A 13,432-nucleotide genomic window follows, 5' to 3' on the forward strand; every position below is an offset into this window, starting at 1 on the left:
TTTACAGATATGCAATACAGCCAACCTCAACCAAGACGTTTTTGGGCAGGGTCTTAACTGCAACTGTTTCTCTTGCCGGCGGATCTGACTCAAATCGCGCACCATACACTTCATTCACTGTCGCAAAATCATCCATATTTGCCAAAAATATGGTACACTTTAGTACATGAGAAAAGTCAATTCCGGCTTCTGTAAGAACAGCTTCTAAATTTTTCATAACCTGTTCAGCCTGTTCTTTAGCATTATTACCCACAATTCCCATTGTTTGCGGATCCAGCGGAATTTGTCCTGAACAGTATAAAATGCCATTATGTGATGTAGCCTGACTATATGGGCCTATTGCGGCGGGTGCTTTATCCGTTGAATATATTTTTTTCATGAAAACGATTTTAATAAGTTGTTTTTTATAATGAACAAAACCATGTGCTCTAATAAATTGCAGAAAGCAACACATATGGTTATTTTCAACAACATATTAATTTGTACTGATTACAACCAAATCCAATCTATAAATAAAATGAAAAAGCTATTACGTAACCTTATTCCTGTTTTCCTGTTTTTGGGATTACTTACAGGTTGTGAAACTACCGATCCTGTTATTGACCAAGCCCAACTAAACATCTACACACAGAATTTCGATAGTGCTTACGCAGGTCTCGATAGATTTATATCTCAAAATCCTGACAACGGCCTAGGTTATTACTATAAAGCCCTCGCTAATGCAGAAGAGGCAAAGACCATACAACCACCTAGCAGTAGAAAACCTGTGTACCGTGATTTCCGCGAAAATGCAGTAACTTCAAGAGAACTCTTCGATGGAATGGAAGAAGCTCCACAAGAAGCCGATGGAGTTACTGATCTTATCCTCACAACCTGGGGTTACGAGCATAATTCTTCTTTGGACTACGCCACTAATGACAGTGTAATGGCCACTGTTGAAGAACCTCTGCAGATCGCTATTGCTCACCTCGAGAATGCTATCATTGTAAATCCTGACAGCACCCTGTCATATGATGTGCTCTCTCAGATACATTACATGGACAATAATTTTGCCGGAGCCGCTGATGCACTTGCTCAGTCAATGGAGATGAAAGATCCTCCTCCCGCAAGCGACTATGATCGAGTAGCAGTATTTTTTGCGCAGTCAGAAAGACCTGAAACAGCCATAGAGTACTTGGAAGAGGGTCTTGAGATCTACCCCGATACTGTAAGTCTGACTCAAAAACTTGCTGATAACTATATGACAGTAGGTCAGCGTGACAAAGCCATTGATGTGCTGGAAGACCTTATTGCCAGCGATCCTGATAATCCTCAGTATCACTTAGTACTAGGTACTGTAATGCTACAGGAAACTGAGCAATTTACTAACAGGATCACTGAAATCTATGAAGAGATCTACGATCTTCAGAGGGAACTCAGAAACGCTTCCGGTACCGAAGCTGAGCAGATAGAAGAGCAGATCACTGAACTGGAAAATGAGATCAACAGGAACCTTGAAACCGTTGCTGAGTACAATGATCTGGCAGAGTCTGAACTTATCAAAACAACTGAATTACGTCCAGACGAAGCGACAGCTTACAATGCCCTTGGCATCCTTTACCAAAATAAAGCAGCTGTACTATTTAGTCAGCGTAACTATGCTGACGATCTGGACCAAGTTGATAAATTCGACACCGCTGCTAAGGAAGAACTTACCAAAGCTATGGAAGCTTACGAAAAAACTGTAGAGATCAATCCTGATAACGTAGCCGCCTGGAGAAGCCTTTCTAATGTTTACATTACCTTAGATATGCAGGAAAAGGCTCAGGAAGCCATGGATAAAGCAGGTATGTAATTGCATACACCTAAAAAAACCCTTATGAAAATTTCAAATTTTACCCGGCTAACAGGCTTACTACTTGTGGCCGGGTTTTTTATTTCTTGCGGATCATCAAAAGTAAACGTCGACCAATTAGTGGCTGACAATAAATATGATCAGGCTCTGACAGAAATCAATAACCGGCTTACTGAAGATCCGGGGCAACCTGGTCTTTATATCAAAAGAGCTGAGATCACAGCTGAAATGGCTCAGGATATAAATCCTGAACTCAGAAAAGACCACTATAATCGAATTGTTACTGATTTTGAGCTATCTGCTGAAATGGGAGCTAATGAATCACATTTGGCAACAATTGACAGTCTGAAACAGCAATATTGGAAAACCGAACACAACTCCGGATTGCGCATCTTTGAGAATAATGATGGAATTAATGTTTACGAAACCGCAAAAAGCCATTTCTTAAATGCCCTCATCATTCGACCTGATGCTGTAAGTTCATACAAAAACCTTGCTGTGGCAGAATTCAACCTGGGGAACATCGATGCTGCAATAAGCAGTCTTGAAAGTGCACTTGATCATAGCAATGAACCTTCTGCTGAGCTTTATGAAAATCTAGGTTATCTGTATCTGGAAAAAGGGAATCCGGCAATGGCTGCAGACTATTATGAGATGGCTAATACGGATATGACCGAAGATATTAATCTCGCTTATGGGTTAATTAATGCCTACATATCGAATTCAAATCATGAAGCTGCAGCTTCTATGTTAGAAATACTTGTAGAAGAGTATCCTGATAACGCTAACTTGAGAAATGTATACGGAACTCAGCTATACGAGATCACCTCTAATATTATGGATGATCTAAAAGATGCCTATGAAGAAAATGATACTTCTTTGGCCGAACAGATAAAAATGGAAGCTGTTGGAATGGGTGAAGAGGCTGAAACTCAGTTAATCGAAGCATTCAAACGTGATACTACAAATATTGAATATCTCGAAAGTCTTGCTGTTTTTTACAATAATCTTGCTGCCAATTATCTATCTATAGCTAAAGTGGCTTTTGAAGATCATAAGTCTGAATTGAGAAACAGGGCTGACAAACTTATAAATTTTGCAACTGATTATTATGGTCGACTGAATGAAATTCACCCGAATAACAGTGGCTATAACAGCAAACTGACAACTCTGAACAAACTGAAGAATAATTAAATTACTGTAGCTTTAATCTAAACTATGAAATTTAATACCAAGACCATTCACGCAGGCCAAAAACCTGAAGAAACATCCGGAGCAGTTATGCCTCCGATCTTTCAGACGTCTACATATGCTCAGAAGGCGCCTAACGATCACAAAGGGTATGATTATGCAAGGGTAGGAAATCCAACCAGAACTGCCCTCGAAAAAATGATCGCAGGTCTTGAAGGCGCCGATGAAGCCGCTTGTTTTTCAAGTGGCGTAGCCGCTATGGATGCTCTTATGAAAATGTTACGACCGGGAGATCATGTGATAACTACAAATGATCTCTATGGCGGTTCATATCGGTTGTTTACCAAAGTGTTTGAACCGTACGGTATTGATTTCACCTTTGTAGACATGACTGACATTGATAGGGTAAAGTCTGCCATCACGGATAAGACAAAGCTGATGTGGATAGAGACTCCCACAAATCCACTGCTTCGTGTTGTTGATATTAAGGCCCTTTCAAATCTGGCAAAGGAAAATAACATTCTGACCGTGGTAGATAACACTTTTGCTTCCCCATATCTTCAGAGACCGCTGGAACTGGGAGCAGATGCTGCACTGCATTCAGCTACAAAATATTTAGCCGGTCACTCCGATGTGATCCACGGAGCAGTTGCAAGTTCCAATAAAGAGATCATGGAAAATTTAAGATTCCAGACAAAAACATCAGGAGCCGTTCCCGGTCCCATGGACTGTTATCTGACTCTGAGAGGTATTAAAACACTCAGTGTTCGGGTTCAGCGGTCCGTTGAGAATGCGAAACAGATCGCCGAGTATCTTGAATCTCATGCTGAAGTCGGATCCGTAAATTACCCCGGTTTGAAATCACATCCTCAGCACGAACTAGCTTCCAAACAAATGGATGATTTTGGAGCCATGCTTTCTTTTACGCTAAAAGATGACTCTATTGAAGCTGCGGTTAACTTTATGAGTAACACTAAAATTTTTACATTGGCTGAAAGCTTGGGCGGAGTTGAATCACTTATTAGTCACCCGGCATCCATGACACACGGTTCCATTCCTAAAGATGTCAGGGAAAAAGCCGGACTACAAGACTCACTGATCAGAATATCAGTCGGAATTGAGGATGAGGAAGACCTGATTGCTGATTTAGATCAGGCATTTTAAACAACAATATTCAGTAAGGCAGATAACATAATAACTGCTTAAAAAAGCGCTTTCAGAACAATCAATTAAAATTATTAGATTATGCGAGAAGTAGTAATAGTATCAGCAAAACGAACACCATTAGGTGGATTTGGAGGAAGCCTTTCTTCATTTTCAGCCCCTGAATTAGGAGCTTCTGCTATCCTTGAAGCAGTTAATGAAGGAGGTATCAAGCCCGATGACGTTCAGGAAGTATTAATGGGCAATGTTCTATCAGCAGGCGTTGGTCAGGCTCCGGCAAGACAAGCTGCCTTAAAGGCCGGTTTATCTGAACGCACACCATCAACCACAGTTAATAAGGTTTGCGCATCCGGAATGAAATCAGTAATGATCGCTGCCGATCAGATTCGTCTTGGCGAGGCTGATATTATTGTTGCGGGTGGCATGGAAAGCATGAGTAACGTTCCCTACTATCTTCCGAAAGAACGTTTTGGAGCCAAATACGGCCATTCAAAAGTTGAAGACGGTATTGTTAAAGACGGTCTATGGGATGTTTATAACGATTACTTGATGGGTAATGCAGGTGATCTTTGCGGAAGAGAGTGTAATATCAGTCGTGAAGATCAGGATGAATATGCTATTACTTCCTATAAACGAGCTATTGAGGCGACTGAAAAAGGCTACTTCAAGGATGAGATCATTAAAATGAAAGTCAAGGACCGCAAAGGTAATGTGACCGAAGTAGAAAAAGATGAGGAACTTGGCAAAGTAAGGTTCGACAAAATACCTCAGTTGCGCCCTGTATTTGACAAAGAGGGAACGGTAACTGCCGCAAATGCCTCCTCAATCAATGACGGAGCAGCAGCACTACTTGTCATGAGTGCCGATAAAGCAAAAAAACTTGGTCTTAAACCTCTGGCTAAGATCTTAAGCAGTGCCAGTGCTGCAAAAGCACCCGAATGGTTTACCACTGCACCAGCTGACGCAATTCCTATTGCCCTGAAAAAAGCAGGATTGACCAAAAATGATATTGATCTCTTCGAGATCAACGAGGCATTTTCAGTCGTGGCTCTTGCTAATAATCAGATCCTTGAGCTTGACCCTGAAAAAGTTAACATTCACGGCGGCGCCGTAAGTATTGGTCATCCGCTTGGTTGCTCAGGCGCTCGAATTCTTGTAACACTGATCCATGCATTGCGCAGAACCAAAGGAAAATACGGTTGTGCAGGTATTTGCAACGGTGGTGGTGGCGCTTCCTCGATGGTCATCGAAATGCTTTGATATTTGACCCAGAGCCCGCTTAAAACGGGCTCTTTTTTATTGACATTATTATTACACAGATATATAATACAAGAGTATTAAAGAACACGTAACGTTAACATCATTCAGTTACGGTATATAATTCTATCAGACACATATCTGCATCACATCCCCAAGTAATCATAATCCCAAGTTCTACGCTCTTATAGGTAAACAGCTACAAAACTTTAAATGTTATTAAACGCACCCAATAATAAATATTTTATATGCTTAACAAGCTGCTATTTTAAAGTGGTTTGCTTTTTTTGTCGGAACCATACAGTGTCGTCAACTTAAAATAGTAGCAAAATTAAATTCTTTTACAGACATAATTTTATAAAGAAGGGTTATTAAATAATTCTCACTATTAGAATCATAATATTTTTTTACGCCCTCTTTTCACGATATCAAAACCTTGACAAGAATGCTGTTTCTGCTAAAATATTCATTTATATGAAGAACACTTTGCTTTCAAACCTAAAGCGAACTCATACCTGCCTGTCCGAAAGATCTAAAAGAGATGTTGAGCCTGATATAACCCTTTTATATAACAGCATGGATGTCACACGTTGTAATGACTGTGAACTACTTATAAATGAGTATTTAAAGCTGAGAGAACATAAGAGAGATTCAGCTATTACTAAATCTATTATACCATGCTCAGAATTAAAAGAGCGAGCATTCCATAATTTTGCTTTAAAACACTTATATTTCTCTAAAAATTTAGCGTTATGAAAAAACTAGTATCATCATTTTTAGTTGGGTTATTTTTATCCGTTCCAGCCGTTGTTAATGCGCAGGTAGCCATTACCGCTGTACCGTTTCTGCAAATAGAGCCAGATTCCAGAGCAGCAGGTATGGGCAATACAGGTGTTGCTATTGCTGACAATGCAGCCGCTTATTTTTGGAATCCTGCTGGATTGGCTTTTCAGGAAGATTATAATCAAGCAAGTATCACCCACTCTAACTGGCTTGCCAACTTTAATGTAAGTGATCTGTTTTACGACAATGTTGTTGGGAGATTTCACATACCCGGTATTGGTAATATCGGAACTCATCTTACTTATTTAAATATGGGTGAACAGGTTGTTACGGATGAGACCGGTCCCGAGCCCATCTCCAGATTCAATAGTTACGAGGTCGCTTTTGGTGCTTCATACGGTTATAAATTTACAGATAAACTTGCCGGAGGGACCAGCCTCAGACTGATCTATTCCAGTTTGGCCAGCGGTACTTCCATAAGTGCTCAAAAAGTAAATCCCGGTAGCAGCGTGGCTTTAGACCTTGCCTTGCTTTATAAAACAGATCCATTCCTGGTTGGCGGTCGTGATGCCAGATTCAGTTTTGGTACCAATCTCTCCAACATTGGTCCAGGTATTCAGTATACTGACAATGCACAAAAAGATCCGCTACCAACTTTACTGAGATTTGGATGGGCTTTCGATCTTAATCTGGATGATCAAGGCGTAAACCGTATTACTTTTGCAAACGATATTTCCAAGGTTATGGCAAGAACCGAACTGGAAACCGGTGGTGGAGATACTACAAGTGTAGCTTCAGGTCCAATTAAAGCTTTGTTCAACTCATGGGGTAGCTATAACCGACTTGATGGGAACAATCTTGTTGAAGTCGGACTAATGCAACAATTCATGATCGGTGCGGGACTTGAGTACTGGTATGCTGATCAGTTTGCACTGCGTGGAGGTTATTACTTTGAAGATCCGCAAAATGGGGATCGTGAATACATTACATTCGGTGCCGGTATCCGGTATAATATTATAGGAGTTGATTTCAGTTATATCAAAACTCTTGAAACAGATCATCCGCTGGCAAACACCTTGCGATTTAGTTTACTCATCGATTTTTAATCCATATGTAAATTGAGGTTTTTGATAAAGAGTATGCTATTTGTTTTATAAACAGGTTACACCTGCACAATTACAGACTATACCTGCAATTCGCAACCATGTGATTTCTGTTTCTACTTATTCTCTTGGTCTTCACTCATTTGAAGCCCTGTGCACTCTCAATGTGACTGCTTTCATAATTGAATTTCAACCCGATTAAGACCGCCTTACCCAGGTGCTGGCATCTTTGGACCCAATGGTTTGTAAGGCCTACCCTTTTTACCACGAGCTAAATACATATGAATCGAACCCTTGCCGCATGATCGATCTTATTTTGAAGCTCATCTTGAACACACAAAAAATTACTTTAAGAAAGCTTCAAACGGACGGCTTACCATCAGCTATTAAGCGCTGCCTCATATTTACCGCCTTCCAAATCTTATGTTTGAATATTCGCCTGTCGGGGAGATTTGGAATTCATGCCCATAAAGACCTTTTTACCATCGAAAAGATTTTCACCAGATTCTTTTTTGAGACCGGCAATGGATGGAAGATTTCTTTTGAAAGCTGATATCAGGTTTGGAAGCCAAGCTCGGAATATTTTTGAATGGATATTACTTATTCCCTATGAAACTTTTTATTAGTGGATCTTATAGTCTCGACCAATTCAGTCTTACACTTCCCGATGATTTCATTACCAATTCGAGATTAAATCAGGTAACCTATGGTCAGAATCTACTATTACATTTTGGCCTAATTTTTGATTTTGAGTTGCTGTGAGAACAGTAAAAATATTTATTTTATTGGCTCTTTCTCTATTACTGACCTCAATCAGTCAGGCGCAGTATGTTTCAGATTTTTCGAGTGATATATTCGTTGAACCGAATACAGAATCCAAATTTGAATGTTCATCTTTTATTTCAAAAAATTCATTTATCAAATCGGTTTCCGTATTTGATCTCCCTAAAAAAAATCCCGGAGCTGCTTTTTTGGCTTCCGCTATCATTCCTGGTGTTGGTCAGGCTGCAAATGAAAAATGGGGCCGAGCCGGACTATATTTCACAGCAGAGGTAATCGGCCTGATCTATCACTTGGACAAAAATGCAAAAGCCCGTAAGCAGGAACAAGCTTATGAACGCTTCACTCATCAAAACTGGAGTGTAGTTGCTTACGCAGAGTGGCTTGTCAATTATTCACAGGTCCATGGACTCGATAACAACTGGCAGTCACTGGAAGCTCAGCTTTCAGGAGCTCCCGATTGGAGCGACACACGGAACGACTGGGATCAAATTCCACTAAACATCTTGCACAACGTGGAGGCATCCACGCCATTTTATTTTAAAGACCGGGTGGGCAGTAACTTCTCTCATTTGTTACCTAATTACGGTTCCCAGCAATATTACGAACTCATCAGTAAATATTATCAGTTTCAACCCGGCTGGCGTGACTGGTATAATAGCGTCACCACATCTCCTACTCAAAATGAAAGCATGTATCGTTATTTCTGGAATGGAACTGACGAACCGTTCTCGCTTTTTTATGAAGGTCGTGACCAGGCAGAAGAATTTAATGACAACTACCGCGTTGCAGGGAACATACTGAAACTGATCGTGGTAAATCATATTGTATCGGCATTCGATGCATTCTTTGCCGTTCAGTTGAAAAACAGTCGAATCGAAACACAAACCAATTTGATGCGACTTGAACAATTTTCAGTAACCTGGCACTTTTAACCCGCCAAAAGTTCCCGTATTTTATGGATATGCTCAAATATATTTTCACCAATAAATATTTCTATATTATCTTGGCAGGCTTGGTAGTTTTTATTGCCGCCTCGATATTTATTGCAGATAAATGGATCTTACCGTCCTACACAAATTACAACGAGGGTATTACAGTACCTGATGTAACCAAGGTTTCTCTTGAAGAAGCCGAAACGCTATTAACGGATTATGGCCTTCGATTTGAAGTCGCAGAACGCCGTGCAAACGCAGCCTACCCTGCCGATTATGTGATCGATCAGAATCCTACAGCTTCTATTATCGTTAAACCGAATCGAAAAATATATTTAACAGTAAATACTGAAGTAAAACCTCAGGTTGAGGTACCAAAAGTGGTAGACTTTTCCCTTAGAAATGCTGAGATACAGCTTCAAAATTATGGGTTGAAAGTGGGGAGCCGCAGTTATGAGTCAAATCGTTTTAAAAATGTAGTGCTAAGACAATCAATCCCGGCAGGAACAACGGTCGAAAAAGGTGCCGTTGTAGATCTCGTGATCAGTGACGGACTTGGTGACCGGATGGTGACTGTACCGGAAATTGTGGGACTCAGGCTTTCAGAAGCCCAGGTAAAATTAAGAGAAGCGGGCTTGAATGTTGGTGAAGTTCAATTTCGCCCAACACGTGATATACTACCAAATACAGTTCTCGATTTCAAACCTAAACAGGCAGAACTCAGAGAGGGTGAAACCCTTGATCTTACCATCTCTGAACGCTTTGAAGTTAAAGAAGAAAGTGAAGGCGGAGCGGTTATCATCGATTCAACCGGAACTTCATCAAATACACCGCCCGACTCTTTAAATAATCAATCAGATCTAAATAAGTAAAATTAAATGAATTTCGAGCTACCTATTCTTGCGCCTTCTATCCTTGCAGCAGACTTTACCAAATTGGGAGAAGAAATTCAGGATGCATTAAATGGTGGCACTTCCTGGATACACTGTGATATCATGGATGGACATTTTGTACCCAACATAAGCTACGGTCCCAGTATCGTGAAAGCGGCAAAAAAAGCAGCTCCAGAAGCTTTTTTGGATGTTCATTTAATGATCGAGGAACCCGATAAGTACGTTGAAAATTTTGTGGAAGCAGGTGCAGATCTTATCTCAGTTCATTACGAAACCTGCCCACATCTTCACCGATCTATTCAGAATATAAAGAAGTACGGTATAATGGCCGGTGTGGTAATTAATCCCTCAACCCCTGTCAGCATTATTGAACCGATCCTTCAGGATGTAGACTTGGTGCTAATTATGAGTGTAAACCCGGGCTTTGGCGGGCAAAGTTTTATCGAATCCAGCTATGAGAGATTATCTGAACTTGCTGCTATCAGGGACAGCAGGGAACTTAGCTTTCTAATCCAAGTTGATGGCGGAGTTAATTTAAAAAATATCAGTAAAGTAGCTAAAGCCGGAGCCGATGTACTTGTAGCAGGCAGCAGCGTTTTCAGTGCTGAAAACATTAGTGCTCGGGTTCAGGAACTGACAGAAAAATTTCAGTAAATCTACCCTAAAAGCATCGATTAGTTATTGATGTACTCATCCCATTTCTTCTGTTAAATCCTTATATTTAGGATTAATAATTAATTTAATTTTGCAGCTATAAAAGACGACAGAACGCTTATCGACAAAGTTATAGAACTTCAGGGAGCCGACACAATGGCTCTCTTTGGATTACACGATCATAATCTCATTGCTTTAGACAAGGCATTTCCAGAAACCAAATTCAATGCACGCGGAAACCGACTTAAGTTAACTGGCCCCGCTGAAGAAGTTGAAACAGCTTCATTGGTCATTGAAGGTATGCTTGAACTACTTGATCGTAAAAGTAAAGTAGCTGAGGGAGATGTAAATACCTTGGTCAATTTAAAATCTGGTGAAAGCACCGCTAGCCGACCAAAGTATCGCGACCTTGACGAAACCGGTGATACGATCATTCATACCCACAATGGAGAGGCAATATCTGCTAAGACACCCGGTCAAAGAGAGATCGTGCAATCCTCCATCAAAAATGATATCGTCTTTGCTATAGGTCCTGCCGGTACGGGTAAAACCTATACTTCTGTCGCTCTCGCTGTTCGGGCACTGAAGAACCGAAAGGTTAGAAAGATCATCCTTGCCCGCCCTGCCGTTGAAGCCGGTGAAAATCTTGGTTTTCTTCCCGGTGATCTCAAAGAAAAGATCGATCCGTATTTACGTCCTTTGTACGATGCCCTTGAAGATATGATCGATCGCGACAGACTGGATCTGAATCTTACTAAAAATGTCATAGAGATAGCTCCACTAGCCTATATGAGGGGTAGAACTCTGAACAATGCATTTGTGATCCTTGATGAAGCTCAGAATGCGACAAACACTCAGATGAAGATGTTCCTGACACGGATCGGATTTAACAGCCGGGCTATTATTACAGGCGACATCACCCAAACTGATCTTCCACGCAGGCAGCACTCCGGTCTGATCTCCATTCAAAAAATTCTTCAGGATATTGAAGGCATCGATTTTGTGTATCTGGGAGAGGAAGATGTGGTTCGCCATAAACTTGTTCGTGATATCATTAAAGCTTATGAGAAATTTGAGGATAAGGAAAAATAGCTGTCACTCTTCAGCTATCAGGCTACAGCTCACAGGTTTTAATTGAATAAAACTGAGAGCTGTTTACTGAACGCGGACAGCTTAGATATTGACTCATTTCAATACACATATTTAATCGAACATGAACACATACGCTGCAGTACTACCCGAAGGCACTTTTTCTGTTGGTCTCGATAAAAAATTTGTACGCATTGACAGGAATGATCCTCCTGCTAAGGGAGCCCTTAAACTTTCATTGAATCCCTTTCTGATTCATACCCCCGATCGAAACTACATGTTTGATTGCGGTATAGGTGAGTTTGGAGAAGATACCGGTCCCGATACCCTCAGAGAAAACCTTGAGGAGCATAACCTCACCGAATTTGACATCACTGATATATTTTTGAGTCACCTCCATTACGACCATATTGGCGGATTGGCTCATCGTGAAAATGGATTTTGGGAACTGACCTTTCCAAAAGCAAAGATCTGGGTCTCAGAAAAGGGGTGGAGAAAAGTAACGGACAAAGAGGAATACTATGATGAAGAAAAAACGGAATTCATTTCCTTTCTGGATGCAAAGGCCGACCTGCACTTCCTGAAAGATGAAGATCAACCTTATCCTGACATCACGGTCCGAAAGATCGGCGGGCACACTGAATTTCATCAGGTTCTGCTTTTTGACGATGGCGAACAAAAGTATTTGCAAGCCGGAGATGTGATTGGAACCAAAGGAGCCGTAAACCGAAAGTATGCTGCCAAATATGACTTTGAACCCAAAGTCAGTCAGCAGCGCCGGGAAGAATTGTCAAAGTTAGCCCTGGATGAAGGTTATGTGATAATGTCCTATCATGAAGACAAGCATCCTTTATACAAACTGACATCCTATGACGATAAAACCGGATACTCAACAGAAAACATCGAGTCGCATGTCCCTTCCTGAACACATTACTGAGATCAAAGATTTTTTAACGAACGCGGGGTTACCTGATATAATAGACTCTGCTGTAATTCTGGGGTCAGGACTGGGAAGTTTTGGTGATCACATCGAAGATCCGATCAGTATTCCATATACTGATATTCCTTCTTTTCCGGATTCTACTGTTATTGGACATTCGGGATCACTGATCTTTGGGTCGGTTGATAGAAGTTCCGTACTAGCTTTTTCAGGCCGGTTCCATCATTATGAAGGGCATCCTATTTCCAAAACCGTACTACCGATACAGCTTTCAAAAGCTTTTGAGGTTGACAAACTTATTATCTCCAATGCCGCCGGTGGTATCAATTTACGCTACAAGGTTGGGGACCTGATGATCATTGATAGCATCATCAAACAATTTTTTATGATCTCTGAGCCGGCTGATAAAAACTGGAGTTACGATATGGAAGAAAGTGCAGCAAAAGTCAAAGAGATAGCTTCGGATTTAGGTATTGTTACACAGATGGGAACTTACTTATTTGCCAAAGGGCCAAGCTACGAATCCAAAGCAGAGATCAGGGCATTCAGATATATGGGTGGTGATGCCGTTGGTATGAGTACAGCACCTGAGCTTGCTGAAGCGGGCAGACTTGGGCTTAGAGCTGCAGCCGTATCACTTATCACAAATGCCGCTGCAGGAGTTGTAGATCAAAAGCTCGATCATGCTGAAGTGAAAGAAGCCGCCGATCAGAAAAAAGAGGTTTTTGCAAAACTCGTAAAGGGATTGATCAGGGAATTTTAGTGCTCATTTAATTGAACTATCATTTCAAAATACGTAGGGGCACTTT

General features: G+C 40.9%; 12 protein-coding genes. 11 read left to right on the forward strand and 1 reads right to left on the reverse strand.

Annotated features, from left to right (window positions below):
* Position 1: 1 nt before the first annotated feature.
* Positions 2-379 (reverse strand): RidA family protein, encoded by a 378-nt coding sequence (locus tag ACKGJO_RS08635; protein ID WP_411323017.1) that lies wholly within the window; start codon positions 377-379, stop codon positions 2-4.
* A gap of 138 nt (positions 380-517) precedes the next feature.
* On the opposite strand from ACKGJO_RS08635, the gene ACKGJO_RS08640 reads away from it, so the two are divergent.
* From ACKGJO_RS08640 to ACKGJO_RS08690, 11 genes are all read left to right on the forward strand, one after another.
* Entirely contained in the window at positions 518-1,834 is a 1,317-nt protein-coding gene (locus ACKGJO_RS08640) for a tetratricopeptide repeat protein (RefSeq protein ID WP_411323018.1), read from the forward strand.
* 24 nt (positions 1,835-1,858) lie between these two features.
* The gene (locus ACKGJO_RS08645) at positions 1,859-3,028 is read left to right on the forward strand and encodes a tetratricopeptide repeat protein (protein WP_411323019.1); all 1,170 of its coding nucleotides are present in this window, start codon (positions 1,859-1,861) and stop codon (positions 3,026-3,028) included.
* A 24-nt stretch (positions 3,029-3,052) separates the two neighbouring features.
* Positions 3,053-4,189: a cystathionine gamma-synthase gene (locus ACKGJO_RS08650; RefSeq protein ID WP_411323020.1), complete on the forward strand. Its 1,137-nt coding sequence runs from the start codon at positions 3,053-3,055 to the stop codon at positions 4,187-4,189.
* Positions 4,190-4,270: 81 nt separating this feature from the next.
* Entirely contained in the window at positions 4,271-5,449 is a 1,179-nt protein-coding gene (locus ACKGJO_RS08655) for an acetyl-CoA C-acyltransferase (RefSeq protein WP_411323021.1), read from the forward strand.
* Between the two features lie 749 nt (positions 5,450-6,198).
* Positions 6,199-7,335 (forward strand): type IX secretion system outer membrane channel protein PorV, encoded by a 1,137-nt coding sequence (gene porV / locus ACKGJO_RS08660; protein WP_411323022.1) that lies wholly within the window; start codon positions 6,199-6,201, stop codon positions 7,333-7,335.
* Positions 7,336-8,090: 755 nt separating this feature from the next.
* On the forward strand, positions 8,091-9,047 hold the full coding sequence (locus ACKGJO_RS08665; RefSeq protein ID WP_411323023.1) for a DUF5683 domain-containing protein: 957 nt from the start codon (positions 8,091-8,093) through the stop codon (positions 9,045-9,047).
* Positions 9,048-9,076: 29 nt separating this feature from the next.
* Positions 9,077-9,919 carry a PASTA domain-containing protein gene (locus ACKGJO_RS08670; RefSeq protein WP_411323024.1) on the forward strand — a complete coding sequence of 281 codons (843 nt, stop codon included), beginning with the start codon at positions 9,077-9,079 and terminating at the stop codon, positions 9,917-9,919.
* 6 nt (positions 9,920-9,925) lie between these two features.
* Positions 9,926-10,594, forward strand: a complete 669-nt coding sequence (rpe, locus tag ACKGJO_RS08675) for a ribulose-phosphate 3-epimerase (protein WP_411323025.1) — start codon at positions 9,926-9,928, stop codon at positions 10,592-10,594.
* Between the two features lie 156 nt (positions 10,595-10,750).
* Positions 10,751-11,686 carry a PhoH family protein gene (locus ACKGJO_RS08680; protein WP_411323026.1) on the forward strand — a complete coding sequence of 312 codons (936 nt, stop codon included), beginning with the start codon at positions 10,751-10,753 and terminating at the stop codon, positions 11,684-11,686.
* 121 nt (positions 11,687-11,807) lie between these two features.
* A complete protein-coding gene (locus tag ACKGJO_RS08685; protein ID WP_411323027.1) occupies positions 11,808-12,608 on the forward strand; it encodes an MBL fold metallo-hydrolase in 801 nt (266 codons plus the stop codon).
* On the forward strand, positions 12,553-13,386 hold the full coding sequence (locus ACKGJO_RS08690; protein WP_411323028.1) for a purine-nucleoside phosphorylase: 834 nt from the start codon (positions 12,553-12,555) through the stop codon (positions 13,384-13,386). The genes ACKGJO_RS08685 and ACKGJO_RS08690 overlap by 56 nt, the downstream gene beginning before the upstream one ends.
* Positions 13,387-13,432: the final 46 nt, after the last annotated feature.

This window comes from Gracilimonas qinghaiensis, from assembly GCF_046602855.1.
In the GTDB taxonomy this organism is placed as follows: Bacteria; Bacteroidota; Rhodothermia; order Balneolales; family Balneolaceae; genus Gracilimonas.